The sequence below is a fragment of the Roseinatronobacter sp. S2 genome, from assembly GCF_029581395.1.
GTDB lineage: Bacteria > Pseudomonadota > Alphaproteobacteria > Rhodobacterales > Rhodobacteraceae > Roseinatronobacter.
In genome coordinates this window covers 382,360-407,302 of sequence record NZ_CP121115.1, presented here as the reverse complement: position 1 = coordinate 407,302, position 24,943 = coordinate 382,360, and the positions used below count along the sequence as shown (strand labels likewise).

Sequence of the window (24,943 nt, the reverse complement as noted above, 5' to 3'; positions counted from 1 at the left end):
CAGAATAAACTCTCGCCCGCTGACTCAGTTCCGCGCGGGCCGTCCGGCTGTATTTGGCAAAGGGTGCTTTAAGCCCGCCCTCAAGAGGTTGCCTCGCCGCACGGCGGGCCTGCTATGTGAAAGAAAAAAGGACCGCCAGTATCATGACAAGCAGGGCCAGCCCTATAATCAGCAGGCCCGGTTGGCGTTTGCGCGTCCTGCCGCCGCGCTGGCCCTGATGCGCGCGGTCGGGCAGCATTGCGTCATCCCGTCCAGCACGGTCACAGATTTCGTTCTGGTGCGCCAGCTGCGTTTGCATGCCCGTCACCGGCGTTCCAGCGGCTTCATCGTCGGTTCCCAACGGCGCGGCGGCAGGGTCAGGATAGGCGATCTTGTCGCGTCCTTTGCCGGTGTCGATATCGTGACGGAGCCTTGATGGGGTATTGGGTTCTTGTTGGTGCTTAGGCATCATCTATTCCTTTCCGCCTTGCAGCAGAACCACAGCGTCGCCACGATGTTCCAATCCCGCGCGCTGTCGGGGCCTTGCGGGGATGCGGGCCGCGCCCCTCTCGCCGTTGGGGAAACGGCGTGGCAAGATTTCCGCAGTCTGGTCGGGCCGCCCCAGCAGGGCTATTCCTGCCTTCCTGACGGCTTGCATTCGCGCAGCGCATATTCCAGCCTCTGTGCCGCAAGCTGTAATTCATCCGGTACCGGCGCGTCCACGGTCGGTCCGAAAAGCGCGCGGAGTTGCAGGTCCAGCTTATCGGCGGAGGTGGGCTTATCATGTGCGTTTGACATCGCGGAACTCCCTCGCGACAAGCAGTCAGGGCTTTGAATATCAAGCCCAGTGGCACGGGATACCTGCGCGCGCAGTGAAGCAACAAAGTTAAAGTCACCTTTGTTCCCCCAATAGCAGAGTTTATTGTCCCAACGCGGGAACATATATCGGCGTCTGCGGTTTCGCCTTTACAGCGCACAGGACTGAATTTGAACAGGCGCGTGCTTGGGCATTATCGCACAGGAAGTGTCGCTGGCGTAGCCTGGCGGCGACATGCCGGGCCGGTTCGCCGCTGGCAGAGCTGGTGTTTTTTGCTGACGGTGAAATCACATGATGGAAGATATCTGGTCGACAATTAGCTGGTCGCTGGGATTGAACGAAGCCGACCTTGAGACGCGCCATATGGCGCTGCGCGCGGTCGTTGTTTTTATCTTTTCCGTGGTGATTGTGCGGCTAGGCAAGAAACGCTTCATCGGAGAGAACACAGCCTTTGATGTGATCCTTGGCGTCATGCTTGGGTCAATCATCAGTCGCGCCATTACCGGCCAGTCGCCCTTTGTGCCGACACTGACGGCAGCGGTCGTAATTGTCGCCCTTCACTGGCTCTTTTCACAAATCGCAGTCCGGTGGGACGCGTTCGGTATGCTGGTCAAGGGCAGCACACGTGTCCTTGTCAAGGATGGGGTGGCCGACTGGAAGGCGATGAAACGCGGCAACATAAGCCAGAATGACCTTCTGGAGGCTCTGCGCCTAAAGGCGAGGATATCGGACTGGAACGAAGTCAAGGAGGCGCGCCTTGAACGCAATGGAGAGATCAGTGTCATCCTGAAACAGAAATAGGGTGCCGACTGGAACAAATCCGACGCCATCCGGTTCGGAGTGGGTCAGAATAAAGCCAATACTCAAGGAGACTCAAGATGTCCGATGCCCGGAAATATGTCGACCAGTGGTTGCGCGATGCGCATGCGATGGAAAAGCAGGCCGAATCCATACTTGAGGGTCAGGTCAGCCGCATCAAGAACTATCCCGAACTTGCCGAGCGCATGCAGGCCCATCTGGAAGAGACCATAAGCCAGCGCAAGCGCCTTGAGGCCTGTATAGAGCGGCGCGGCATCTCGACTTCTGGTGTGAAGGACGTATCGGCGAAATTCACGGCCATGATGCAGAACCTTGGCGGGGTTTTTGCCGGGGATGAAGTGGTCAAGGGTGTGCTTGCGAGCTATGCATTTGAAGCTATGGAGATTGCCTCTTATCGCATTCTGGCCGAAGCGGCTATGGCGGAAGGCGACTTTGAGACCGCCCAACTGTGCAAAGAGATTTGTCAGGAAGAAGAGGCGATGGCCGATTGGCTGAAAGAGCATATGCCAAGAATCACCACAGCATTCCTTGGGCACGCAGCATCCGAAAATGCGGACGCGAAGCGATAGTTCTATCTTCAGGTAATACCGGACGGAGTTGAGGCCGGCACCCGAAGTGCCGCACCCCGGTCTCATCGGAGACCTATAGCTTCATTTCACGCGAGCATGTCGTGCCACGGGCCTTGGCGATGGACCATCTCGGTTTTGTAGAGGCCGTTGATCGTCTCGGCGAGCGCGTTGTCGTAGGAATCCCCAACACGGCCGACCGATGGTTCAATGCCAGCTTCGGGCAGACGCTCGGTGTATCGAATGGACAAATTTTGCCCGCCGCGGTCCGAATGGTGAACCAAGCCGCCTTTGTGAACAGGCCGTCGATCGTGCAGCACCTGCTTAAGGGCATCGAGGACAGAATCTGTCTTGGCAGACCGTGTGGCCCGCCATCCAACCCAACGATGTAATCAGCGAATGTGTCGATGAGTGAGGAGGGTCAGAAAACAGTCAGGAGAGTAGCGATTCAGATCGTGTTTCCAGCGGCGGCCATGAATGCGCGAGAGGCCTCACGCGTATTGTGTGCCTTCCAGCATCAAATCTAGACAGCGCCAGGTTGATTTCATGGCGCTGAGGCGCCTCATGGCTGCTTTTTCGGTTCCATCATGGGCGCCATCCCCTGCGCCAACATACGAATTGAATCAAGGTTCAAACTCTATACAACAAGAGTTTTTTGACAGAAACCCTCGCAAAGCCGACAGCCAGACCACATAGTAATTTTCAATTGCAAGGGTCAGCTTTGGCGAACCGAAGCCCGCAATGCTGCGTTGATCGCGGCCGCTTCAACAACGAGTTGGCTATCGCGTCGGGTGCTGAAGATCTCACAACGATCTCCGTTCAGCAGATGACCGGGCAGCAGCCAACTTCATTCCAGACCTTTGCGGATCGGGTGATGGACAAGTGGATGTGACGCGTCAATTGGTTGCAGTCTGGCTTGACCGTTCAGTCAAAGGCTAAGGGCGACCTACGGTGATGCGGGGCGGGTGTGCCTTAGGTCGTTTTGGCGTTGATTGCAAAATGGTCCGTACGAGGCAGCTTGCCCCACGTCAAAAGTCAATCAAAGCTACGTCTACGGTTTGTCGCCGTTGCAGCCTAGGCGGACAGCGGCCCCGAACCCTGGACATTGTGTGAATTTGCTGCGCCAGACATCAATGTCTGCTTCTCTGCAACGACGACAGCACTTCGGGAACGTCGCTACTTTGCAACGGCCTTGTCATAGGCCTGACGCGCAGCATCGATCGTGTTCAGGTGTTCCAGCGCCCAGTAGCCAAGGGCACTTACGGGTTCACGAAACGACTGCCCCATTTCGGTCAGGGTGTATTCCACCTTTGGCGGGATCGTCGGATGATAGGTGCGGCTGACAAGCCCGTCTCTTTCCAGCTCTTTCAGCGTCAGGCTTAACATGCGTTGTGAAATGCCCAGATTCCGCTTGAGTTCATTGAACCGCAACGTTCCGTATTGCGCCAGCGAAATAACGACAAGCACGCTCCAACGGTCGCCGACACGCGACAGCACCTCGTTTATACGTTTGCAATCGGGGCATTGGGCCTTGTCCAGCATGGTGGTTCCCTATTTGTAACCAAGGTTCAAAAATGTGCCTTCTTGTCGTGACCAATGGTTCTTACTAGTTAGTCAGTCACAAATACATACTGCCCTTTGAGGGCGCTGACAATGGGAACAAGACCATGACACCAAAGACACTGAATGATCATCTGAGCTGGCGCTACGCGACCAAGAAAATGGACCCCGCGAAAGCAGTCCCGCAACAGAAGGTCGATGCCATCATCGAGGCGATCCGCATGGCCCCCACATCCAGCGGCACCCAGCCGTTTGAACTGATCGTCGTGACCAACCCCGAAATCCGCGCCCGGATTGCCGAAGTAGCGTTCGGTCAGGCGCAGATCACCGACGGGTCGCATCTGTTGGTTTTCGCAGCCTGGGACAATTACACCGCTGACCGCATTGATGAGGTCGTAAAGCTGAATGTCGATACCCGCGGCGACCTGCCAGCACTGCATGACTATTATGAAACCCTAAAAGCCAACTATCTGCCCCGCGAGGCCGAGGAAAACTATGCCCATGCCGCCCGCCAGGCCTATATCGCGTTGGGTGTCGCATTGGTTGCCGCAGCCGAACAGGAAGTCGACAGCACGCCAATGGAAGGGTTCGACCCCGCCGCCGTGGATGCAATCCTTGGCCTGAAAGAGCGCGGCTTGCGTTCGGTCTTGCTGATGCCTTTGGGCTACCGTGACGTGGCAGGTGACTGGCTGTTGCCAATGGACAAGGTGCGCAAACCCCGCGAGACCATCGTCACACAGGTCGCCTGAGCTTCGGCGGTAGAACGAATATGAGATTTTCAGAATCGGTTTCAAAATGAACTGAATGATTTCATGTTCTTGCGAGATTGTATGTGACGAAATAGCAAGGCGCATTGCAGCACATTCGTGCGCCTTGCGGCACTCAGGGGTCTGGCGAGTCCTGAACCAGCGTCAGGACCCGTTCTTTTTTATAGGCAGAACATCACGATGGCGGCGACGGCTATACCCGCCGTTATTCGGGTTGACGCTGAGATATGCGTTTCGCTTTTGCGAGATTGGCGATCAGTTCGGATTTCGTCTGGTGCTGGAATGCTGCTTTCCATGCGGGCTGACCGGCGGCGCTGCGCCACGACTCGCTGAGTGGGCTGTTATCAACCGTGTCGAAACCAAACTGATCATAGAGCCGCGTTACAAGTTCCACGGCATCGGGGTAGTTGCTTGAAACCGAGAGCGCATGGCGCGAGCGAGGGTCCACCGGGTTGGCGAGGGCGAAGAGATTGGGCGCCTGAATGTGCGAGAAAGCCTTGGCCACCCTGGACGTCGGCAATTGTTCCTGGCGAAGTTCGTGAACCGTCTTCTCACCCGTGTCGATGACGGCGAAGTTCCCGTCGCGCCACGGCATATAATTGTTCGTATCGAGCACGATCTTTCCGGCAAGTTCGGCCACAGGCATGTCGTTGATAAGCTTGAGGGGAACGGCGATAATGACGAAGTCACCGCTTGAGGCTGCATCTGCCGCGGTCGCCGCGCGGGCGGTCTGGCCAAGCTCGGCAATCAGACCGCTTAGGGTTTCGGGCGCGCGCGAGTTTGCGATAACGACCTGGTAGCCGACCTTGATTGCGGCACATGCGAGCTGGCTGCCAACCTCTCCGGCACCGATAATTCCAATAGTTGTCATGGATCTCTTTCCTGGATTGACGGATGCAGGGCGGCTGTGTTGCAGCCAGCCCCGCACCGCTTCAGATCATGCGCCGAACGCGCCGTCGATTGTGTGCATCGCCCCGGTAACAAAGCCAGCCTCCGGCCCGGCCAGCCAGGCAACCATCCCGGCGACTTCGTCGGGTCTTCCGTGTCGCTTTATCGCCATGAAGCTATGCAGTATGTCTTTCATGGGGCCGTCCGCCGGGTTTGCATCGGTATCAATTGGACCGGGCTGCACGACATTGATGGTGATTCCGCGTGGCCCGAGATCACGCGCCAGACCGCGCGCCAGACCTTGCAAGGCGGATTTACTCACCGCGTAAGAGGCCATGCCCGGAACGGGCATTCTGTCGCCGTTCACGGAACCGATGACGATGATCCGCCCGCCTTCCGGCATGTGTCGGGCAGCCTCGACTGCGGCATGGTAGGGCGCGTGGACATTGATGTGAAACAACCGGTCAATCGCGTCCGGGTCTTGTTCAAGCGCATCACCGAAGATGCCGATACCGGCATTGACCACCAGCACGTCGAGGGGGCCGCTTTCCCGCACCCGTGCGATCACGGCATCGCGGTCAGCACTGTCGGTCAGCACTGCGGTGCTGCCTGTTTCGCGTGCAAGCTGTTCGGCGGCGTCGCGGGACCCTGCATAGGTGAAGGTCACCTGCGCCCCGTCTGCGGCAAAGCGCTTCACGATGGCAGCCCCGATACCCCGGCTACCGCCGAGGACCAGAACAGATTTTCCTTGAAATTCGGCCATGCAGCCCTCCTTGAGTTTTATTGTAGTATGCGCTACATAATAACCCGACAGATCGCGTCAAGGATTAATGTAATCATGACTACAAAAAAAGCATTGCCGCGTGGACGTCCACGCCGCTTCGACCCCGATCAGGCAATCGAAACCGCCCAGCGGCTGTTCCATGGCCATGGCTATGATGCGGTCAGCGTCGCCGATGTTACAAATGCACTGGGCATCAATCCCCCCAGCTTCTATGCCGCCTTTGGAAACAAGGCCGGGCTTTATGCCCGCGTCCTCGACCGGTACAACAGCGTCAATGCGATACCGCTTTCCGACCTGCTGCGTCCCGACCGGCCGGTCGCCGAATGCCTTGCATCGGTCCTAACGGAAGCAGCCCGCCACTACGCCGCCGATTCCGTCACCACCGGCTGTCTGGTGTTGGAAGGCACACGGAGCAACGACCCTGATGCGCGCGCGGCGGCGCGCGCTTGTCAAGCCGCGGCAGAGAACATGATCCGCGACTACATCAGCGCCCGTCATCCAGACGAGGCAGAGCGTGTGACCGACTTCGTCGCCACCGTCATGGTGGGTCTTTCCGCCAAGGCGCGTAACGGCCACGACCTTGATCGTCTATTGGTGAGTGCAAACCTTGCCAGCGTCGCAGTGACAGAAGCCCTTCCCTGAAGCGCCGGAGGGCCGGGCGGTCACCCTGTTTTGTTCCGGTTGACCATCAGGTCAATAAAGGCGCGGCTTCGGGCGGGCAGGTGGCGGCGGTCGGGATAGACCAGATGGACCGCGATCTGCTGCGTTATCACATCCGGGAGCAGCCGGACGAGCTGCCCGGATGTCAGTGCGGGTTGCACCAGAAAATCCGGCAGATAGGCGATACCAAGCCCCGCCACTGCCGCGTCGCGGATCGCCTCTGCGCTGTCGAACACAAACCGCGCGCTGCCGGGCAGCGTGATGTCGCGCCCCGCTTGCGTGCGCAGGCGCCAGTCGATGGTGGTGCCGCGTTTGCCAAAGGACAGGCGCGCGCGGTCTGCCAGATCTTCGGGCGCGTCGGGGGTGCCGTATCTGGACAGATACTCTGGCGAAGCACAGATAACCGTATGGAAGCGGTCGATGACACGGGTAAGCAATCGCGGATCGCTTGCAACATCGCCGATGCGCACGGCAAGGTCATAGCCTTCTTCCGTCATGTCGATCACACGGTCGGTGAAGCTGATTTCGGCCTTCAGTTCGGGCCATGTGCGCAGATAGTCCTGCACAACGGGAAGCACCCGAAGCCGCCCATAGGCTTCGGGCAGCGCAAGGCGCAGGGTGCCCATTGGCTTGTCCTGTTCGCGTCGCACTGAAGCCTCGGCCTCGGCAAGGTCTGCCAGAATGCGGGTGCAGCTTTCATGAAAGCGCAGGCCCTCATCCGTCACGGTGATACGCCGTGTCGTGCGGTTCAGAAGCCGCACATCAAGGCGTGCTTCGAGGCGTGCCAGCGCTTTGCCCATGGCCGAACGCGTCAGCCCCAAGCGCCGCGCCGCACCCGCCATTGAACCTTCGTCCACGATGGCAACAAAAGCCTGAATAGCGGCAATATCGAAATCACTCCTCACGGCGGTTCCTTGAATCGCGGAAGCAGCGTCCCGCAATTGCGGACACATATTCTACAATAAACTGGCTATATGATCGATTGGCGAAATTGAAGATCGAATACGTTTTCCGATCATAGCTCACACGAAAGGAGCACTGCCATGTCGACGCCGATCACCAGACTGAACCCCGAAACTATGCCGGACTCTACCCAGTCAGGCTACTCGCAAATCTCCATAGTGGAGCCGGGGCGCATGGCCTATGTGTCCGGTCAGGTGGCCACCATGCCGGACGGCGCGCCGGTGCCCGACGATCTGGTCGCGCAAATGCGGATCGTCGCGCGCCACGCGCGGTCCGCCCTCGACGCGCTTGGTGCGCGCCCGCAGGACATCGTCATTGCGCGGTGCTTTGTCACCGATCTGACGGCCGAGCGGCTGAACATGCTGATGCCGCCACTTATTGACGCCTTTGAGGGGGCCGCGCCATCGCTGACCGGAATCGGCGTCACAGCACTTGCCGGTGCAGGGTTGCAGGTGGAACTGGAACTCACAGTGCGCCTGCCGGATTAAAGTCAGGTGCGATGTCTTGGTCGAGCAGAGACTGAGGCATCGCACCATTCGCGGTTGAGGCAGAGCGCTGTGTTGCAAGGAAGCATATTGCCTGCGCGTGTCGAGGCCGCCACGCGCTGCCGAACGATATCATGTGCCACTTCAAGCAATTGGGCCCGGCGATCCGCTTTCGGCATCTTCTTTGACAAACTAAATCCTCGCCTGATTGCAACAGCGCTAATAGTAACCTTCACCGCATCGACGCAGGCGTTCTCACCCCGTGACGCCGAATTGCTGGCGACAGGCTCTTCCGCCAGTTCCGGCACGAAGGCACAGTAGAATATCAGCCACCAGTTGCGGCGTTCTCGCCATTGTCCGATTTGATTTGCACATGTCGGAGTATCAACGGTCCTTTATACCTCGTTGATCCTGTGTCCTGATAACCACCGTGAGAATGTGTTCATCGCCTGTGTCGTCGGTCGGTCAGACGGCCAGCCAAGGTAATATTGTCCGGCTGATACTGTGGCACAGAACGGTTGCATCAGTCGCCCCTGATCAACATATCGCTCGAACATAGTGACCGGCAGCAAGGCTGCACCTGCGCCCGATGCCGCCAGTTCTGCAAGAGCCACTGAACTGTCGAAAACCGGTCCGGTGACAGGCGGGCAGGGCGTGCCTGTTGCGGCAAACCAGCCGGGCCATTCCGCGCTGCGATAACTGCGCAGAAGCACAATCTGCCCAAGGTCCGCAGGGTGTTCCAGCCGCGCCGCCAGTTCGGGCGCACAAAGCGGCGTCAGTGGCGCTTCCATCAGTGGGACAGTATCATGTCCGGTCCAGCCGCCGGTTCCGAAACGGATGGCCATATCAAGCCCTTCGCGCAGGATTTCGACACGGTTGTTGTTGGTGGATATCCGCAGATCGATCTCTGGAAATGCCTCGCGAAAACTTGCCAGTCTGGGCATCAGCCAGCCAATGGCAAAGGTCGTGTTGACGCCGACCTTAAGCACCTCGATGTCGCGCCGCCCGCCCAGCCTGTCAAGCACACGCGCCATTGCATCAAACCCGTGTTCAAGAACCGGGAACAGCAGGCGGCCTTCATCCGTGGGGACAAGCCCCTGCGATGTACGCAGAAAAAGCGTGGTGCCCAGCAGGTCTTCCAAACGGGCAATCTGATGGCTGACAGCAGCCTGCGTTACGCGCAGTTCCATCGCGGCCTTGGTGAAGCTGCCCTGGCGCATGGCAACTTCGAACACCCGCAGGGCATTGAGGGGAAGGTCGGGACGATCCACGGCATTACCTCAGCTATTGGCATACCATAATATTTGTCGTTTGAGGCGGGCATGCAAGGCGGAATACACGAAACCCCATGACATCACCTGATGTTCTTCTCTATCTGCGCCGCTGTGGCGCCATCTGAATAAGGAATATCTCATGCAGTTTACGACGTCCGCTCTTGCGCGCGCCGCAGCAGGGCTCGCCTTTGGCCTGTCGCTGACCACCACAGCCTTTGCTCAGGCGTCGATGCAACATCTGGCGGACACGGTCGCGCAGGTCGAGGATCGGCTTGATGCGCGGGTCGGTCTTGTGCTGACCGACACCGGCTCTGGCCAGACCTGGACACATCGCCCTGAAGAACGCTTTTTGATGACGAGCACGGCGAAGGCACCGATCTGCGGAGCCGTGCTTGCGCGTGCCGACGCGGGCACACTGTCCTTGACAGACGAATTGCCCGTTCGGGACGCCGACATCCTGTCCTATGCCCCAGTGACCGAAAATCGCGTCGGTGACAGCATGACCATCGCTGAACTGTGCCTCGCAGCTGTCGACATGAGTGACAATACCGCAACCAATCTGCTGATCGACCATCTGGGTGGACCGCAGGCCGTGACGCAATTCCTGCGCGACAGCGGCGATCCGGTCAGCCGGCTGGACCGGCGCGAGCCGGACCTGAACACCTTCGCTCCTGGTGACGCGCGCGACACCTCGACCCCGGTTGCAATGGCGGACATGCTGCACAGCCTTTTGCTAGGCGAGGTGCTGACACCGGCATCTCGTGACCAACTGTTCGACTGGATGAGCCATGGCGGGGTGACAGGCGCACTGCTTCGGCGGACCGCTCCCGCAGACTGGAGAGTTGCCGACAAGTCCGGGGGCGGCGAACAGACCCGGAGCATTGTCGCACTTGTCACGCCGACGGACGGTGCGCCGTGGGTTGTGACAATCTTCTTGTCGGATGCAGACGCAGATTTTGCCACCCGCGATGCAGCCCTTCAGGACCTGAGCGCAGCGGTCATCGCAGCTATCCGGGGCTAGGGTCCACCACAGTTCGTGGCTGAGGCACGACCATTCGCGTCGTTGCCCTCAGCATCGAATGCCTATCACAGGCCCACCGCTACACCTGAGTGAAGGGCTGTCGGGAATGGCTAAAGTCCGTGGGCTGGGTGCTATGATGTAGCGGTTGTTCAAAATAGAAAGACCGCCATGGATGAAGATGTCGTATCGCCACCGCTAAACGCATTTCTCGACGGTGCCCACATCCGGTGTCGGCCCGAATACCGTCGCCGTCACCTTGATGTCGTGGTGGGAAAGATCGAAAGTCCCAGCATGAGCCGCCACTTCGGTCTGGTTCACCCGGCGGCGCGTTCTCTGGCCAAGCTCCAGGTTCTGCCCACGCCGTTTCGGCTCACCGCGAGTGTTTCTTGAAACCCTCAAATTCATGGTCATGGGCTTTGGCAGAAATACTATCCTGCACATATGACCCAAGCATGAGATGATGCACCTATGCTTGGGCCAGTGGATGTTCGCAGATAGTTGATCAATCGTCGTCACCAAGCCGCGCTGCGGATAGCGCGACAAGTTCGTTTAGCGAATAATCAGCAGCATTCACACCGAGTTCGGCTGCAATCCGTGCCTTGCCGGGTGAAACCTCCCCCGCGCCACCACGGCTGACGCCGCCCTGCCTGGACAGAATGAAGGCTTCTGTATGCGTTTCATTTTCGCTGCGCGCCACATCCAGTGCTGTCAGTTCGCTTAGCGAGTAATCAGCAGCATTCACACCGAGTGCGGCTGCAATCCGGGCCTTGCCGGGTGAAACCTCGCCCACGCCACCGCGGCTGACGCGGTTCGTGCCCGTCAGGAAATAGCGTTCGGTATGGGTGTCGTTCTCGCTCCGGGCAACCTCAATGCTGATCAACTCTGCCAGCGTATATTGCGTGGCATCAAGATTCAGCGCAGCAGCAGCTCGCGCATGGCCAGGCGAGATGCTTTCGGCACTTACAGCTCCCGTCGAGATCAGAGCGGCGGCAATAATTGCGATTGGTTTCATAGTCTTAGTCCTTTCATATCTTCCGAAGCAACTCTGCTTCCGATGAGGGGGAGATATGCAAGCGCCATTGGATGGATAATACGCAGAAAGTCGAATTCTGTGTTCGAGGTGGTTGAACAAAGCTCTGGCCCATACCAAATGAAAGGCCACAAAACAGCGGAACAGGTCGCGTGATGGATACGAATTCTTTAAAGGCATTTGCCTTGATCATTGAAGAGGGCAGTTTCTCAGCCGCAGCAAGACGGCTTGGTATCTCAAAGAGTATGTGCTCCAAATATATTAGTGACCTCGAAGACAACCTTGGTGCAAGGTTGCTTACCCGTTCAACGCGATCAGTAAGAACTACGACGATCGGTGAAGAATATTATCAGAAAATACGCCATATTCTTGACCTTCTGGACGATGCGAATGAACACACCAAGGCCGAAAGCGGCACAATAACAGGATCCCTCAGAATCGGTCTGCCTGCTTCTTATTCCTTACTGGCATTACAGCCATATATCCTGAAATTTATGGAACGTTATCCTGAGATTAAGCTTGAGAGTATCCTTGAGGATAGCAAGAGTGATCTGATCTCGGAGAGTTTTGATGCCTTGATCCGCATTGGCGAACTTGAAGATTCAACCATGATCGCGCGCCGCATCCACAGTTTAAAAGCCATGATCGTCGCATCGCCAGCTTACCTAAGCCAGCACGGAACGCCGCTACACCCCTCGCAGCTGGCTGACCATAAGGTTTTACATTGCGTCAATATAAGTAGCTCCGCCACCTGGCCCTTCCAAGAGGGCAATAAAGCATTCTGGCAGAAGATTGATCCGCGCTTTGCATCGAATAATGTTGAGATCATTCGTACCGCAGCATTGGCAGGCCATGGAATAGCGTATTTGCCCGAACTTCTAATTCGCGACGAATTGGAGGCAGGGACATTGACCCCAATCTTGACAGAATTTGCCCGGCCCGATGTGCCGGTCAGTATCGTCTATCCATCACGTAAGAACATGTCCACATCACTCAAAGCATTCCTCGAATTTGCGCCAGAGAAAGAATATGTGTGATGGGTTTTCATCCAGAACACCAAAGTTGCGACAGCAAATTGCGTTAATTCGTCACCCGCGACAGTTCTGGAGCGTACCCCATCCAGCGTATCATTCTGGTCGCAGATCGCGGCCTGCTGAGCCTCGACAATTTCCACCATCTGACCGAGATGGCCGATCAGGACGGACGCAAGCTGGAATTCCTCCTGGCCGTGCCTGCGCGCCGCTACAGCGACCTGTTGGAAACCTTCCAGAGCTTTGGCTTCAGCGAGGGGGGCGGACTGCGCGAAGCCAGCTTTGAAGGGCACCGCCTGATTGTCGCGCATGACGCGAGCCGCGCAAAAGAACAGGGCGAGGCGCGTCGTGCAAGGATTGATGAGCTCGACGCCATGGGCAATGCCATGGTTGCCAAGTTTGACCGACAGGAGTTCGGACCGAACGGGGAAAGCGAGAAAGGGCGACGCGCCTCAGATCGAGGGGTCTATAGCCGCTTTGTCCGCGTCATTTCAGATGCGGAACTGACGCGCTTCATCAAGGCGGATCTGACAGCGGATCCTTTCAGCTGGGACATAGATGAAGACGCCTTTGCCCGTGCGGCCCTGTCTGATGGCAAGCTCGTCTTGCTGACCAATGTCCCCGAGATTACCCCGGCTGACGCAGTCGCGCGCTACAAGGCCCTGGCAGATATCGAGCGCGGCTTTCGGGTGCTGAAGTCGGATATCGAGATCGCGCCGGTTCATCACCGGCTGCCAGACCGTATCCGTGCCCATGCCCTGATCTGCTTTCTTGCCCTCATCCTTCACCGCGTCATTCGCATGCGCCTTAAGGCCAAGGGCACACCGCAAGCCCCCAGGTCGCCCTCGACTCACAAATACAGGGCATACGCTGGAAGCCGCAGGGTCCATGGAATAAGCAAAACGACACTGGAGCAACTGGAGGGCAGGGTGCGCTCTATCCCCCAGCCAGTTCGGTTCACTGGCGTCGAGGGGCGCGCCGATTTCTGCGCCCCTTCTGCGGGGGCGGATACCGATTGGGTGTTGGGCGAGATTGGCTTTTCGCAAGCCGAGATCGACAGTTTGCGCGCCGCAGGTATAGTGCGCAACTAGCTGGTCGCACCGTTCACGCGACGGGTGTGGTTCGGCGGGCACCACCGTGACTACTGCCCGACAGGCCGCAGTGTAAAGTTTGCCCCGGGTCAAGCCAATGCCAAGCACAATCGCGCATGCTGCGACGGCTTGCGGGCCATCAAGCCGAACCGGCAAGAATGCCCCGCGAACGGTTATAGGAATTCTTTGGCAGCGCCCGTTTCAGTCAGCCTTCTTGCACTTTTTGATTGATGCCCCCAAAGGCCGGTCCGTCCGGCAGCCGGGCTTCCATGGTTACGCGGTCACCGAAACGCAGAAATTGTGTCTGGGGCGCCCCGAAATCAATTTTCTCAATCACGCGCACTTCGGCCAAACAGGCAGATCCCGCCCCGCGCGCAGTGTTTGACACTGTTCCAGACCCAAGGATACTGCCCGCGCGCAATTTGCGGGTGCGCGCGGCATGTGCGATGATCTGCCCGAAATGGAAATCCATCTCACCGCCATTGGGGCTGCCAAGACGTCTGCCATTTACGGCCACATGCAATGGCAGGCATACCCGCCCGCCTTGCCAATAGGCGCCCAACTCGTCGGGCGTAATGGCACAAGGCGCGAAACCCGTCGATGGTTTGGCCTGTATGAACCCGAAACCGCGCTTCATTTCCCAAGGGCCGGGGGCACGCAAGGACCAGTCATTGATCTGCACGATCAGCCGCACAAGGCCTAGCGCGTCGTCCGCGCTGGTGCCCATTGGCACCTCATCTACGACAACACCGAATTCCCCCTCGCAATCAATGTTCAGGGCTTCGTCGGGGGTGGCCAGCGCAGCATGCGGGCCAAGAAAATCATCACTTGCGCCCTGATAGACAAGCGGATGCGTGTCAAAATCGGGCAACGGGTCATGACCGAAAGCCTGATCCATCAAGCGCCCGTGGTTCAAAAAGGCCGACCCATCCAGCCATTGCGGTGCACGCGGCAGGGGTGCAAGCACGTCTTTGGGTGAAAACGGGATAAGCCCCTTGGCGCTGCCATCTTCGATCTGTTGCGCACGCGCGCGCAACAGCGGCTCCGCGCGCGTCCAGTCGCGCAGGGCCGCCAGCAGGCTGGGGCTGATATCGGCCGCCGGAGCAGCCCGCGTCAGATCACGAGAGACGACCAGCAACGCGCCGTCTTCAGTCCCGTCGGGAAGGGTAGCAAACTTCATCACAATGTCCTTTTTGCTATCGTCGCTATGCGGCGCTGAAACCTTTTTCGGTGTTCTGATTGGCCTATGGTCAGGATCGCGGGCCTAGATCGGCTGCGCCAAAGCGCCCAATGTCTGGCCCATGATCTGGCGGTGCTCATCCGGTGTGCCGTGGCCTTGCTCGATTTCAGCCAGACGACCGGAATTTTCCACAACCATGCGCGCGCGTTCCCAGCGGCGGGATTGAAAGGCATCAAGCGCTGCGGGCACAGTCTCATGCGCCGTCACCTCCTCGGCCAGAACGACGGCGTCTTCCATGCCGATCATGGCACCGGCGGCCATATGCGGGGTTGTCGCGTGCACGGCATCGCCAATCATTACCACACGCCCCTTATACCAAGGGCGCGGCAGCAAAAGCTGTTCCAGCGGACGATACACAATCTGACTGTCTGCGCTTAACTCTGCGGCGATGGCCTGTGCTGTGGGTGCAGTAAAATTGCCCAACAGTGTTTTCAGGCTTTCCAACTGGCTTTCTGGCGGGACATAGGTGTTTTCCGGCCGGTTTTCGGTCAGGAATATGTAGCTTTTGTCATCTGACACCGGCGTGATGCCAAGCTTCAGGCCGGGACCCATCCACATGGCAACACTTGGCAGATGCGCAGGGCGCGTGACAACGGCGCGCCAGACCGCCTGACCAATATAGCGGGGGGCGGGCGCGTCGGGAAACACGGCCGCGCGGGTTGCCGAAAACAATCCATCAGCACCGATCACCAGATCATATCTGCCCGAACTGCCATCACGAAAGGTGACATCCACGCCGTCCGCGCCGTCTGCAAGCGTGTCGAAGGTCTGGCCAAGGCGGATATTCACCGCAGTTTTGCGCACCCGATCCGCCAGCAACCGTGCCAGCACCGGGCGCATGATCCCGCCACTGCCCGGCGCCCCCTCCATCAATGATGGTGTTGGGATACGCGCAAGCACCTGATCAGCAGGCCCGCGTATTTCAATGCCGTCAATCATTGCGCCGCATTCACGGTATCCGTCCAGAATGCCAAGCCGGTCAAAGACGCGGAATATGCCGCCATTCAGGCTGATCCCCGCGCCATAGCTTCGCCAGTCTGCATCGATTTCCACCAGATCGACGGAATGTCCTTGCTCTGACAGCAAGATTGCTGCGGACATTCCCGAAAAGCCGCCGCCAATAACCAGAATACGTCCGGGGGTGTTCATTGCTTCCTCCTCAATATTTTTCAGATCAGGGTATGTGTATTGCGCCCTCGTCATCGACGATAAGCGGTACTTTTGTCAGTCGTTTTCCTAGGCATGGACCTTTGGTGCATTGACCTGTTTCAATGTCGAACCACGCGCCATGTGCGTGGCAGGCGATATGGGTGCCCGCGCCATTCAGATATGCGTCGCGTTTCCATGCCATGGGTGTTCCGCCTGCGTAATGCGGGCACAGGTCGCGCCAGCCGAAGACCTGATTGCCGCGGCGCACGATGATAACCTTGCAGGGCAGCCCTGCCACATTGAAGCCGCGGGCGGTGCCATTTGGCAGGTCTTTGAGACGGGTGAGCATGACCATGGTTCAGTCTGCTTTCGGCCCGCCGGTGGGCGCCCATTTCTTGCGCCATTGCATGAGGAAGGCCTGCGAGGCTTCTGGTCCCATGGGGGCTTCGCGCGGGGCCCAGTCATCGTCATGAATGTCCATATCGGCGTCGAATTCCACGTTGCAGCCAAGCGGGCTTTTGAAATACCAAAACCAGTTCGACCCGAATTTGTGCCGCCCCGGTCCCCAGAACGACTCGAACCCCTGCTCCATCATGCGGCTGCCTGCGACCATCAATTCGGTCGGTCCCCCCATATGGAAGGCCAGATGTTCGCAGCCCTGCATATAGGGCGGTGTGCGGATGAAGAAATGCGTGTGGTGGTCGGGGTTGGCCTGCGGGCGCAGGAAGGGGCCTGCGCCGGTCAGCGTGTCGGTGATGCGAAACCCCAGCCGGTCGCGGTAGAACGCCACCGCACCGTCGATATCGGGCACGAACAGCACGATATGCGACAGGGTGCGGGGTTTGGCGGGCATGCTTTCGGACACGCCAATTTCATTGGGCTTGCGGCCATAATCGCCGGGTGCGTTGACCTTCTCGGCGGGCATGTCCGGCGTGGTGCGGGTGCTTATGCGGAAGGACAGCGCGAACCCCTGATCGTCGTGGCAGCGCAGCGATCCGTCGGCCAGCCGCAGCACCTGCCGGTCACGGCCCAGTTCCGCCGCGACCGCGTCCAGTGCGGCCTGATCCACCACGCCCAGCACCTGCAGGCGCAGCATGTTGCCGGTCTTCAGCGCGGGCGGCAGCGACGGGTCGTCGCGGCGGCGGATTTCAAGGCCGGTGCCATCGAGCGACATGAAACAGCCGCCCCGTTCGGGGGTGTAGTCCTGCGCCTCCAGCCCGTAGGCGGTCAGGAATTCATGGCAGGCGGGCACGTCGTCCACGCCAAAGACCAGAAGGTCGGGTCCGATGATCTGCATGGTGTCTTCCTTGTGTTCAGGCGGTGTGTTCAGGCGGTTCGGCCGCCAAGGGTTTCGGCGGCGAAATCGCAGATGCAATCCAGCACGGGGCCGGAATTATCGACGCTGGAATGCATCACGCCGCCGGTGCGTTCATCAAAGATGACCAGTTCGCGGCGCGGGCTGTTGAGCAGTTGATCAAAGGTGCGATGCGCCCATTTCAGCGGGATCTGGGTGTCATGTTTGCCATGCGTGACCAGATAGGGCACACGGATGCGGTCCAGCACGCCGTCCAGATGCATATGTTCGGCGCGCGCCATGAAATCATCAATGTCTTTCGCGCCGAACACCCAGGCGGCATGCGCCCAGTAATGCGGGACGGGGAAATCGCCTTCGCGTTCCAGACGGCGTTTTTGCACATCGCGCCAGTCATGGTTTGCCCCCCAGCTGATGCCGCAGGCAAAGCGCGGCTCGAACGCGACGGCGCGCGGGGCGTAATACCCGCCCAGCGACACCCCTTCGATACCGATGCGGGCGGCGTCCACATCGGCGCGCGCGGCCAGCCAGTCATAGACGGGGGTGGCCCAATGCTCGGCATCGTGGCGCGCGGTCAGGTTTTGCAGGCGCAGCGCCTCGCCGGTGCCGGGCTGGTCCAGCACCAGGGACGCGATGCCGCGTTTGGCCAGAAGTCCGGGCAGTTGCGCCATGTAGCGCATTTCCTTGGTGCTGTCGAAACCGTTGACCTGTATCAAGACCGGCTGCGGGCCAGTGACCCCTTCGGCGGGCATGAAAATCCCCGACAGATGCTTGCCCTGATAGGGGATTTCCACACGATACGCACCGCCGCGCCCCAGCGAGAGCGCCTGATAGAAGGTTGCCAGATGGTGGCGATACAGCGCCAGCCGCCCGTCCGATCCATGCGCCTGCATCCGCTCGGCGATGATCAGGTAATTGGCCGCGCGCATCAGCTTGGTGCTGGCCGACAGCGTGCGCCCGCGCGCCAGATCATCCTGTGCCAGCCCTTCCAGCCGGTTGGCCATCTTCTCCCAGCTTTCGCGGAAGGCGCGCGTGCCATCGGCATCGGGGGCTTTCGCGGCCTCGGTCAGGGGCGCGCACATCTCGGCGATCTCGCCCATCCGGCCGCCCATTTCGATGGCCAGATTGACCGACAGGTCCCAGACATAATTGGTTGGAAAGTATCTGAACATTTGCGTCCTTTCAGTCATTGAGAAGTGCCACCGCCCGGCACCAGCCCGCGCTGGCGCGGGCGACCTTGACGGGGAAACAGGCCACGGTGAAACCGTGGGCGGGAAGTTCATGCAGATTGGTCAGTTTCTCGATATGGCAGTAGCCGATCTCGGCGCCGGCCTTGTGCCCTTCCCAGAACAGGCTGGCATCACCGGTGGCGCGGATGCGTTGCAATGTGGCCCCGAAAGGCGCGTCCCATGACCAGCCGTCAATGCCTGTGACGCGCACGCCGCGGCGCGTCAGATACAGCGTGGCCTCGCGGCCCATGCCGCAGCCGCGCGCCAGAAAATCGGGCTGGCCATAGGCGGCACCGGCGGATGTGTTGACCAGCACGATGTCATAGGGGCGCAGGCTGTGGCCGATGCGGTCCAACTCGCTCTCGACCTCGGCGGCGGTGACCACATGACCATCGGGCAGATGGCGGAAATCCAGCTTCACGCCGGGGCGGAAGCACCAGTCCAGCGGCACCTCGTCAATGGTGATGGCGCGTTTGCCGCCATCCATGGTGGGGTGATAGTGCCATGGCGCGTCCAGATGGGTGCCGTTATGGGTGGTGATGCGGCAACGCTCGGAGGCGGCGCCCTTGCCATCGGGAAACTGCGCGCGCTCCAGTCCTGTCATGGCCTCGAACTCGGCCGCGCCGGTGTCGTGGTCATGATAGTCGATCTCGGGCAGCAGGCCCGGCGGGTCAGAGGGGATGCCGGTTTCCAGCGGCACGGACAGGTCGATGATTCTGGGCATTTTACACCTTGCTAAATTTGTGCGGCTAGATTTGCGCGGCTACATTTGTGATGGCAGCCACAGCACCAGCGCCGGAAACAGCACCAGCACCGCAAGCCGCAGGAAATCGGACAGCACGAAGGGCAGCGCCCCTTTGAACACTGTGCCCAGCGGCACATCCGGCTGGACCGAGCGGATAACGAACAGATTGACCCCGAAAGGCGGCGTGATCAGGCCGGTTTCCACCACCACCAGCATGATGATGCCCCACCAGATCAGGTCATAGCCCATGCCAAGGATCAGCGGCGTGACGATGGGGACCGTGATGATCATGATGGCGAAACTGTCCATCACTGACCCAAGCAGCAGATACATCACCAGCAAAATTGCGATGATCAGCAGCGGTGTGACATCCAGTGCGCCGACCATCCGCGTCAGTGTCTCGGGCAGCTGGCTGGCCCCCACGAAGAAAGAAAACACCAATGCGCCGAAGATCAGCATATAGATCATGGCGGTGATCGCAGTGGTCTCGCCCATCACCGACAGAATTTCACGCCGGTTCAGCTTGCCGCGCCACAGCGCCATGACAAACGCCCCGATGGCACCGACCGCTGCGGATTCCGTGGCCGTGAACACGCCTGCATAAAGCCCCCCGATGACGGTGCCGAACAGCACGCTGACGGGACCGGCCTTGGCAAATGCTGCGCGCAATTCGCCCGGCGGGCCGGGTTGGGGCAAGGGCGCGGCGCCGGGGGTCATGCGCACGACCAGTGCGATTGTGCCCATATACAACGCCGCTGCCATCAGGCCGGGAATGACTGCGGCGACAAACAGCTGGCCGATGCTGGCTTCCGTCAGCAGGGCAAACAGGATGATCGGCGCGGATGGCGGGATCAGCGCGCCCAGCGTGCCGCCCGCCGCAACGGTCCCTGATGCCAGCGCGGGGGAATAGCCTGCCGCGCGCATCTGCGGCAGCGAAATCCGCCGAATGTGGCAACTGTGGCCAGCGATGATCCGGTGACCGCGCCAAAGCCCGCACAGCCCCGACCGTGGCCAGCGCCAGCCCGCCGCGAAAGCGCCCGACCCGCGCGCGCCAGACGGTACACATCATCCGACAGGCCCGCGACCATGGCAAAACTGCCCATCAGCAAAAACAGCGGCAGCGCGGCCACTTGCGGATTTGTCACAAACCCCACCGTTTCCGATGACAGCACCGACCATGCCGGCCGCCAGTTCAGAAACAGCGCGGTGCCCACCAGCCCCATCACCCCCATCACCGCCGAGACCGGAAACAACAACAGCAGCGCCGCCCAAAGCAACGCAAACCCCACCCCGACAGAGGCAAGCGGGGCGCTGGTCACCACGCGCGACATGCCGCGAAAATCCCCCCAGCCCCACCACACAAGCCATGCCACCGCCACAGCCGTGCCCAGCAGCAGCCCCCAGACCAGCGGATGCGTGCGCCCGCCGCTGGCCGCATCACAGGCAGCGTCACAGGCAGAATCATCGCCCGCGTTCCCGGCAGGCGCGCGCAGCGCCATGCGGCGCAAATCCAGCGCGCAGATCACCGCCTGCACAGCCACAGTGGCCCAAAGCAGGACCCCCACCGCGCGCACAAACTGGCCCACCGGCCAGCCCAGAATGGTTGTCGTCCGCCCCCCCGAAATCAGCCGCCCCGAATAGGCGTAAACCTCGCGGGCCAGCAGCGTCACAAACAGCAAAAGCAGCACTGACCCCAGAAAATCCATCATGCGCCGCACCCGCGGCCCCATCATACCCCCCAGCAGGTCGATGCGCAGATGCACCCGTTGCGCAGTGGCCGCAGGCAGCGTCGCGGCAATGGCCACGGCAAACAGCATGCCGGTTATTTCGTTCATCGCCGCCAGACCGCCCAGACCCGACCAGCGCAGCCCGACCGCAATCACAGTGATGGCCGCCACCGCAAGCATGCCCAGAACCCCCGCGAAGGCCAGCGGGCGGGTGACGCGGTGCAGCACGACATCAATCACCGGCTTGCGCGGCAGGATATCTGTTTGCGGATGTGGCATGGGCAGTCCTCGCTGCTCCGCAGGGCAGACCGGCCCTGCGGAAGTGGCTTCGGAATTCGGAGGCGCGCCCGCATCTCGGGGGCGCATATCGGGGGGGCGCGCGGGGTCAGTCTGTGGCCGCGTCTTCCAGCAATCGGGTAAAGCGCTCCAGCAGGGCCGCGCCGCCTTCGGTGCGCGCCAGCCAGCTTTCGGTCACCGGCGCCAGCCGCGTTTCCCATTGCGCGGCCTGCTGCGGGTCGGGCGCGGCCAGCACATGCCCGTCCATGCCGGAAATGCGCGTGCGGATCGCGTCATTCTGGGCATCAAAGAACCGGCCCAGAATGCGTGTCTGATCTTCGCCGGAATGGCGCATGATGACCTCGCGCGCCTCTGGCGGCAGTTCCTCCCAGATGTCGCGGTTCATGAACACCATGCCGATGGCCGTGCCGATCGGCGCCTCGATATGGTAGCTGGTCACCTCCTCCATGCGGAAGGGGGGAAGGCGGTCCAGGGCACGAACCGGCCATCGGCGGTGCCGCGCTGGATGGCCTCATAGGCGTCGGCGGGGTTGATGGATTGCGGCAACCCGCCAAGCGCCTGAATGACCTGCGAATTGGTCTGCGAGCCCGCGATCACCCGCGCGCCTGCCAGATCGTCCAGCGATGCCAGCGGCGCCGACAGATGCACGCCCGATTGCGGAAAGGCCGTCAGAAACAGCGGCACAATGTCATGATATTCGGCGTCCAGATGCCCCTCGGCATACAGCCGCCAGAACGCGACAGAGGCCGTCTCGGCATCATCGCTCAGCAATGGCAGCTCCACCATGCCGGTCAGCGGAAAACGCCCGCCAATCGTGGTCATGATGCCCCAGGTGATCGGCACCACGCCGTCCTTGACGCGGTCATAGAAATTGGCCGGGCTGGCCATCGTGAAGCCGTGGCGGACGTCAATTTCAACAACACCCGCGCCATCCTCATTGATGCGCGCGGCCCAATCGTTGAAAATCTCAGTCGAAATCGGCCCTTCCGACGGGCTGGCCGTGGCGAAAATCAGATGCTCCTGCGCAGCGGCAGGACCACAAAACACAGCAAACGCAACCGCAAATGCAGGCAAATAACGGGACATGGCTTCCTCCTCCATAGCGCCGTAACCAGCGCACATAAAAGAAGTAGCAAACCTGTTTATATTTTAAAAATCGAAACTTCAGATGTAACATATCGGAAATAACAATACATACAAAACCACACAAACAAACAACAAAGGAATACAATATGAGATTCAATGGCTTCGACCTGAATATGCTTGTCGCGCTGGACCATCTGCTGACGGAGCGCAGTGTATCGCGCGCAGCGGAGAAGCTGTTGCGCAACCAATCCACGATCAGCGGTGTGCTGGCGCGGTTGCGGGAACATTTCAACGATGACCTGCTGGTGCAGGTCGGGCGCGAAATGGTGCCGACTGCACGCGGGCTGGAACTGGCGGCGGCGGCCCGTGACCTGCTGTTGCAAATCGATGCCCGTATCATGACGGCCCCGGATTTCGACCCTGCATCCTCGGAACGGACAATCCGTATATTCGCATCAGACTATCTAATGATTGCTGGGCTGGCCAATGCGATGCGTCTGATCAATCGTGCCGCGCCGGGGGTCCGGTTCGAAGTGTTGCAACCGTCACAATTGCAGGGGCGACAAAACGCGCCTGATCTTTTGCTGGAAAATGGCGAGATTGACCTGCTGGCGATGCCGCAGGCGTATGTCTCGCATTTGCATCCGCATTCCCCCCTGTTCGCCGAAACCTTTTGTTGCCTGATCTGTCGGGACAACCCCCTGATCGACACGCATATAACCCTGGATGAATTTCTGAAGATGCGTCATGTGACCGTCAGCTTCGGGCCGAATTCCGCCCCGAGTTATGAGGAGTGGTTCACGCGCGAATTCGGGGCCAAATCCCGTAGAATTGATATTGTTGCGGGGTCGTTTTCGACCATGCCCTTTCTGATTGCGGGGACCACGCGGATTGCTTTGGCGCATCGGCGTCTGGCAGAAGCCTATACACGCATCATGCCGCTGCGCATTATCGAAGCGCCTGTGCAGATCCCGCCGCTGACCGAAGTGATCCAATGGCACCATTATGGCGCAACCGACCGGGCCTTGATCTGGGTCCGGGATCAGATTGTCAGCTATTTCGAGTCCGGGCGGTAGTGGCTTCTGCCTTGAGGGAGCCGCAAACCAACTGTCGCAAAGCGTGCACGATTGCTGCTTCTCGGCACGCCTGACAAAGGGTGTCGCAGGGGGGCAATGAAAGCGCGTTGCCCTGCTTCGATGCGGGTACTGTTCATAACCTTGCTGCATGGCCCCGGATGGAAGGGGCGGGCCACGGGCCAGACCGCCCGTTGCCGGATGTTAGCAAAAAAATCTTGCTGCAATGTATATTATAGTATTAATTAGTCTAAGGTCCGGAGGGGGCCAGTGAGATCTTGGGAGGATTTCCAATGTTTAGAAGAACTCTGATGGCCAGCGTGGCCGTCGCGACGCTTGGTGCCGTATCAGCACATGCACAGACAATCGGTTTTTCGCAGATCGGGTCTGAATCCGGCTGGCGCGCGGCCGAAACCACTGTGACAATGCAGGAAGCCGAACGCCGCGGCATCGACCTGCGGTTTTCGGATGCGCAACAGCGGCAGGAAAACCAGATTGCCGCGATGCGGTCCTTCATCGCGCAAGGCGTCGATGCGATTCTGGTAGCCCCCGTCGTTGCAACGGGCTGGGACTCGGTGCTGGAAGAAGCGGCAGAAGCTGAAATTCCGGTTGTCCTGCTGGACCGTATGGTCGACAGCTCATCCGATCTGTATCTGACCGCCGTAGGGTCCGATCTGGTGCATGAAGGCCGCGTTGCAGGCGAATGGCTTGTCGAGGCCGTGGATGGTGCCGATTGCCGTGTGGTCGAGTTGCAGGGGACCACGGGTTCTTCGCCTGCGATCGACCGCAAGAACGGCTTTGAGCAGGGCATTGCGGGTGCTGACAATATCGAGATTGTGCGCAGCCAGACCGGCGATTTCACCCGCACGCGTGGCAAGGAAGTGATGGAGAGTTTCCTTCAGGCCGAAAACGGTGGTGCCGATATCTGCGCGCTATATGCCCATAATGACGACATGGCCGTAGGTGCCATTCAGGCCATCAAAGAAGCCGGACTGAACCCGGGTGAGGATATTCTGGTGGTATCAATTGATGCTGTGCCCGACATCTTTCAGGCGCTGGCGGCGGGCGAGGCGAATGCAACGGTGGAACTGACGCCGAACATGGCAGGCCCCGCATTTGATGCACTGGAGGCTTACTTCGCCGATGGCACGCTGCCCGAAAAGTTCATCCAGACGGAATCGCGCCTTTATACGCAGGCCGATGATCCTGCCGCCGAGTATGAGGCCCGCAAAGATCTGGGGTATTGATCACAAATCAACCCATGTCCGGGGCGCGCGTGCGGTTGTTCCCGCGCCCCGGATGCCGGTGATCCGTTTGTCCAACCCAAAACGCATGTTGCGAAAAACGTAA

At 59.7% G+C, this 24,943-nt stretch carries 26 protein-coding genes and 4 pseudogenes; 12 read left to right on the top strand and 18 right to left on the bottom strand.

Going from position 1 to position 24,943, the window contains the following annotated elements:
- Positions 1 to 112: 112 nt before the first annotated feature.
- Entirely contained in the window at positions 113 to 451 is a 339-nt protein-coding gene (locus tag P8S53_RS18695) for a hypothetical protein (RefSeq protein ID WP_277806826.1), read from the bottom strand.
- 158 nt (positions 452 to 609) lie between these two features.
- The gene (locus tag P8S53_RS18690; protein WP_277806825.1) at positions 610 to 777 is read right to left on the bottom strand and encodes a hypothetical protein; all 168 of its coding nucleotides are present in this window, start codon (positions 775 to 777) and stop codon (positions 610 to 612) included.
- Between the two features lie 310 nt (positions 778 to 1,087).
- Here P8S53_RS18690 and P8S53_RS18685 point away from each other — a divergent pair, with 310 nt between their 5' ends.
- Entirely contained in the window at positions 1,088 to 1,597 is a 510-nt protein-coding gene (locus P8S53_RS18685; RefSeq protein WP_277806824.1) for a DUF421 domain-containing protein, read from the top strand.
- A 77-nt stretch (positions 1,598 to 1,674) separates the two neighbouring features.
- Positions 1,675 to 2,184 (top strand): ferritin-like domain-containing protein, encoded by a 510-nt coding sequence (locus P8S53_RS18680; protein ID WP_277806823.1) that lies wholly within the window; start codon positions 1,675 to 1,677, stop codon positions 2,182 to 2,184.
- 95 nt (positions 2,185 to 2,279) lie between these two features.
- Here the strand turns inward: P8S53_RS18680 and P8S53_RS18675 are convergent.
- Positions 2,280 to 2,567 (bottom strand): annotated as a pseudogene (locus P8S53_RS18675) (DDE-type integrase/transposase/recombinase); the annotation flags it as partial.
- A gap of 335 nt (positions 2,568 to 2,902) precedes the next feature.
- Between P8S53_RS18675 and P8S53_RS18670 the strand changes: the two are divergent.
- Complete coding sequence (locus P8S53_RS18670; RefSeq protein WP_277806822.1) at positions 2,903 to 3,073, top strand: hypothetical protein; 171 nt, start codon at positions 2,903 to 2,905, stop codon at positions 3,071 to 3,073.
- Positions 3,074 to 3,357: 284 nt separating this feature from the next.
- On the opposite strand, the gene P8S53_RS18665 is transcribed toward P8S53_RS18670, so the two are convergent.
- A complete protein-coding gene (locus P8S53_RS18665) occupies positions 3,358 to 3,723 on the bottom strand; it encodes a helix-turn-helix domain-containing protein (protein WP_277806821.1) in 366 nt (121 codons plus the stop codon).
- Between the two features lie 125 nt (positions 3,724 to 3,848).
- Here P8S53_RS18665 and P8S53_RS18660 point away from each other — a divergent pair, with 125 nt between their 5' ends.
- Positions 3,849 to 4,490 carry a nitroreductase family protein gene (locus P8S53_RS18660; protein ID WP_277806820.1) on the top strand — a complete coding sequence of 214 codons (642 nt, stop codon included), beginning with the start codon at positions 3,849 to 3,851 and terminating at the stop codon, positions 4,488 to 4,490.
- A gap of 223 nt (positions 4,491 to 4,713) precedes the next feature.
- Here the strand turns inward: P8S53_RS18660 and P8S53_RS18655 are convergent, their stop codons facing one another.
- The gene (locus tag P8S53_RS18655; RefSeq protein WP_277806819.1) at positions 4,714 to 5,379 is read right to left on the bottom strand and encodes an NADPH-dependent F420 reductase; all 666 of its coding nucleotides are present in this window, start codon (positions 5,377 to 5,379) and stop codon (positions 4,714 to 4,716) included.
- Positions 5,380 to 5,445: 66 nt separating this feature from the next.
- On the bottom strand, positions 5,446 to 6,159 hold the full coding sequence (gene bdcA / locus P8S53_RS18650) for an SDR family oxidoreductase (RefSeq protein WP_277806818.1): 714 nt from the start codon (positions 6,157 to 6,159) through the stop codon (positions 5,446 to 5,448).
- Positions 6,160 to 6,234: 75 nt separating this feature from the next.
- Between bdcA and P8S53_RS18645 the strand changes: the two genes are divergently transcribed.
- Positions 6,235 to 6,822 (top strand): TetR/AcrR family transcriptional regulator, encoded by a 588-nt coding sequence (locus tag P8S53_RS18645; RefSeq protein ID WP_277806817.1) that lies wholly within the window; start codon positions 6,235 to 6,237, stop codon positions 6,820 to 6,822.
- A 20-nt stretch (positions 6,823 to 6,842) separates the two neighbouring features.
- Here P8S53_RS18645 and P8S53_RS18640 read toward each other — a convergent pair whose 3' ends face one another.
- Positions 6,843 to 7,745 carry a LysR family transcriptional regulator gene (locus P8S53_RS18640; RefSeq protein ID WP_277806816.1) on the bottom strand — a complete coding sequence of 301 codons (903 nt, stop codon included), beginning with the start codon at positions 7,743 to 7,745 and terminating at the stop codon, positions 6,843 to 6,845.
- A 138-nt stretch (positions 7,746 to 7,883) separates the two neighbouring features.
- Here P8S53_RS18640 and P8S53_RS18635 point away from each other — a divergent pair, with 138 nt between their 5' ends.
- On the top strand, positions 7,884 to 8,291 hold the full coding sequence (locus tag P8S53_RS18635; RefSeq protein WP_277806815.1) for a RidA family protein: 408 nt from the start codon (positions 7,884 to 7,886) through the stop codon (positions 8,289 to 8,291).
- Between the two features lie 392 nt (positions 8,292 to 8,683).
- Here the strand turns inward: P8S53_RS18635 and P8S53_RS18630 are convergent, their stop codons facing one another.
- Positions 8,684 to 9,559, bottom strand: coding sequence for a LysR family transcriptional regulator (locus P8S53_RS18630; RefSeq protein ID WP_277806814.1), 876 nt, complete (start codon positions 9,557 to 9,559; stop codon positions 8,684 to 8,686).
- A gap of 142 nt (positions 9,560 to 9,701) precedes the next feature.
- On the opposite strand from P8S53_RS18630, the gene bla reads away from it, so the two are divergent.
- Together bla and P8S53_RS18620 are read left to right on the top strand one after the other, a co-directional pair.
- Positions 9,702 to 10,583 (top strand): class A beta-lactamase, encoded by an 882-nt coding sequence (gene bla / locus P8S53_RS18625; RefSeq protein ID WP_277806813.1) that lies wholly within the window; start codon positions 9,702 to 9,704, stop codon positions 10,581 to 10,583.
- A 171-nt stretch (positions 10,584 to 10,754) separates the two neighbouring features.
- Positions 10,755 to 10,925: pseudogene (locus tag P8S53_RS18620) on the top strand (ISKra4 family transposase); the annotation flags it as partial.
- A gap of 160 nt (positions 10,926 to 11,085) precedes the next feature.
- Here the strand turns inward: P8S53_RS18620 and P8S53_RS18615 are convergent.
- Positions 11,086 to 11,595, bottom strand: coding sequence for a hypothetical protein (locus P8S53_RS18615; RefSeq protein WP_277806812.1), 510 nt, complete (start codon positions 11,593 to 11,595; stop codon positions 11,086 to 11,088).
- Between the two features lie 173 nt (positions 11,596 to 11,768).
- On the opposite strand from P8S53_RS18615, the gene P8S53_RS18610 reads away from it, so the two are divergent.
- Together P8S53_RS18610 and P8S53_RS18605 are read left to right on the top strand one after the other, a co-directional pair.
- Positions 11,769 to 12,650: a LysR family transcriptional regulator gene (locus P8S53_RS18610; protein WP_277806811.1), complete on the top strand. Its 882-nt coding sequence runs from the start codon at positions 11,769 to 11,771 to the stop codon at positions 12,648 to 12,650.
- A gap of 74 nt (positions 12,651 to 12,724) precedes the next feature.
- A pseudogene (locus P8S53_RS18605) lies at positions 12,725 to 13,594 on the top strand (IS1634 family transposase); the annotation flags it as partial.
- Positions 13,595 to 13,940: 346 nt separating this feature from the next.
- Here the strand turns inward: P8S53_RS18605 and P8S53_RS18600 are convergent.
- The 9 genes and pseudogenes from P8S53_RS18600 to P8S53_RS18560 form a co-directional block, all read right to left on the bottom strand.
- Positions 13,941 to 14,915: a fumarylacetoacetate hydrolase family protein gene (locus tag P8S53_RS18600; protein WP_277806810.1), complete on the bottom strand. Its 975-nt coding sequence runs from the start codon at positions 14,913 to 14,915 to the stop codon at positions 13,941 to 13,943.
- Between the two features lie 84 nt (positions 14,916 to 14,999).
- A complete protein-coding gene (locus tag P8S53_RS18595; protein WP_277806809.1) occupies positions 15,000 to 16,124 on the bottom strand; it encodes an FAD-dependent oxidoreductase in 1,125 nt (374 codons plus the stop codon).
- Between the two features lie 25 nt (positions 16,125 to 16,149).
- Positions 16,150 to 16,473: a Rieske (2Fe-2S) protein gene (locus P8S53_RS18590; protein ID WP_277806808.1), complete on the bottom strand. Its 324-nt coding sequence runs from the start codon at positions 16,471 to 16,473 to the stop codon at positions 16,150 to 16,152.
- 9 nt (positions 16,474 to 16,482) lie between these two features.
- Entirely contained in the window at positions 16,483 to 17,421 is a 939-nt protein-coding gene (locus tag P8S53_RS18585) for a VOC family protein (protein ID WP_277806807.1), read from the bottom strand.
- A 29-nt stretch (positions 17,422 to 17,450) separates the two neighbouring features.
- Entirely contained in the window at positions 17,451 to 18,608 is a 1,158-nt protein-coding gene (locus P8S53_RS18580) for a S9 family peptidase (protein ID WP_277806806.1), read from the bottom strand.
- Between the two features lie 10 nt (positions 18,609 to 18,618).
- Positions 18,619 to 19,389 (bottom strand): cyclase family protein, encoded by a 771-nt coding sequence (locus tag P8S53_RS18575; protein ID WP_277806805.1) that lies wholly within the window; start codon positions 19,387 to 19,389, stop codon positions 18,619 to 18,621.
- 39 nt (positions 19,390 to 19,428) lie between these two features.
- A pseudogene (locus P8S53_RS18570) lies at positions 19,429 to 21,245 on the bottom strand (TRAP transporter large permease subunit).
- Between the two features lie 277 nt (positions 21,246 to 21,522).
- Positions 21,523 to 21,873: a hypothetical protein gene (locus P8S53_RS18565; RefSeq protein WP_277806804.1), complete on the bottom strand. Its 351-nt coding sequence runs from the start codon at positions 21,871 to 21,873 to the stop codon at positions 21,523 to 21,525.
- Entirely contained in the window at positions 21,870 to 22,520 is a 651-nt protein-coding gene (locus P8S53_RS18560; protein ID WP_277806803.1) for a hypothetical protein, read from the bottom strand. The genes P8S53_RS18565 and P8S53_RS18560 overlap by 4 nt, the downstream gene beginning before the upstream one ends.
- Positions 22,521 to 22,666: 146 nt before the next feature.
- On the opposite strand from P8S53_RS18560, the gene P8S53_RS18555 reads away from it, so the two are divergent.
- A complete protein-coding gene (locus tag P8S53_RS18555) occupies positions 22,667 to 23,596 on the top strand; it encodes a LysR family transcriptional regulator (protein WP_277806802.1) in 930 nt (309 codons plus the stop codon).
- A gap of 308 nt (positions 23,597 to 23,904) precedes the next feature.
- Positions 23,905 to 24,840: a galactofuranose ABC transporter, galactofuranose-binding protein YtfQ gene (gene ytfQ, locus P8S53_RS18550; RefSeq protein ID WP_277807270.1), complete on the top strand. Its 936-nt coding sequence runs from the start codon at positions 23,905 to 23,907 to the stop codon at positions 24,838 to 24,840.
- Positions 24,841 to 24,943 lie beyond the last annotated feature (103 nt).

Coding starts and splice junctions, on each gene's coding strand:
- P8S53_RS18695 (WP_277806826.1), bottom strand. CDS start 451: ATGATGCCTAAGCACCAACAAGAACCCAATACCCCATCAAGGCTCCGT.
- P8S53_RS18690 (WP_277806825.1), bottom strand. CDS start 777: ATGTCAAACGCACATGATAAGCCCACCTCCGCCGATAAGCTGGACCTG.
- P8S53_RS18685 (WP_277806824.1), top strand. CDS start 1,088: ATGATGGAAGATATCTGGTCGACAATTAGCTGGTCGCTGGGATTGAAC.
- P8S53_RS18680 (WP_277806823.1), top strand. CDS start 1,675: ATGTCCGATGCCCGGAAATATGTCGACCAGTGGTTGCGCGATGCGCAT.
- P8S53_RS18665 (WP_277806821.1), bottom strand. CDS start 3,723: ATGCTGGACAAGGCCCAATGCCCCGATTGCAAACGTATAAACGAGGTG.
- P8S53_RS18660 (WP_277806820.1), top strand. CDS start 3,849: ATGACACCAAAGACACTGAATGATCATCTGAGCTGGCGCTACGCGACC.
- P8S53_RS18655 (WP_277806819.1), bottom strand. CDS start 5,379: ATGACAACTATTGGAATTATCGGTGCCGGAGAGGTTGGCAGCCAGCTC.
- bdcA (WP_277806818.1), bottom strand. CDS start 6,159: ATGGCCGAATTTCAAGGAAAATCTGTTCTGGTCCTCGGCGGTAGCCGG.
- P8S53_RS18645 (WP_277806817.1), top strand. CDS start 6,235: ATGACTACAAAAAAAGCATTGCCGCGTGGACGTCCACGCCGCTTCGAC.
- P8S53_RS18635 (WP_277806815.1), top strand. CDS start 7,884: ATGTCGACGCCGATCACCAGACTGAACCCCGAAACTATGCCGGACTCT.
- bla (WP_277806813.1), top strand. CDS start 9,702: ATGCAGTTTACGACGTCCGCTCTTGCGCGCGCCGCAGCAGGGCTCGCC.
- P8S53_RS18615 (WP_277806812.1), bottom strand. CDS start 11,595: ATGAAACCAATCGCAATTATTGCCGCCGCTCTGATCTCGACGGGAGCT.
- P8S53_RS18610 (WP_277806811.1), top strand. CDS start 11,769: ATGGATACGAATTCTTTAAAGGCATTTGCCTTGATCATTGAAGAGGGC.
- P8S53_RS18600 (WP_277806810.1), bottom strand. CDS start 14,915: ATGAAGTTTGCTACCCTTCCCGACGGGACTGAAGACGGCGCGTTGCTG.
- P8S53_RS18595 (WP_277806809.1), bottom strand. CDS start 16,124: ATGAACACCCCCGGACGTATTCTGGTTATTGGCGGCGGCTTTTCGGGA.
- P8S53_RS18590 (WP_277806808.1), bottom strand. CDS start 16,473: ATGCTCACCCGTCTCAAAGACCTGCCAAATGGCACCGCCCGCGGCTTC.
- P8S53_RS18585 (WP_277806807.1), bottom strand. CDS start 17,421: ATGCAGATCATCGGACCCGACCTTCTGGTCTTTGGCGTGGACGACGTG.
- P8S53_RS18580 (WP_277806806.1), bottom strand. CDS start 18,608: ATGTTCAGATACTTTCCAACCAATTATGTCTGGGACCTGTCGGTCAAT.
- P8S53_RS18575 (WP_277806805.1), bottom strand. CDS start 19,389: ATGCCCAGAATCATCGACCTGTCCGTGCCGCTGGAAACCGGCATCCCC.
- P8S53_RS18560 (WP_277806803.1), bottom strand. CDS start 22,520: ATGTCCCGTTATTTGCCTGCATTTGCGGTTGCGTTTGCTGTGTTTTGT.
- P8S53_RS18555 (WP_277806802.1), top strand. CDS start 22,667: ATGAGATTCAATGGCTTCGACCTGAATATGCTTGTCGCGCTGGACCAT.
- ytfQ (WP_277807270.1), top strand. CDS start 23,905: ATGGCCAGCGTGGCCGTCGCGACGCTTGGTGCCGTATCAGCACATGCA.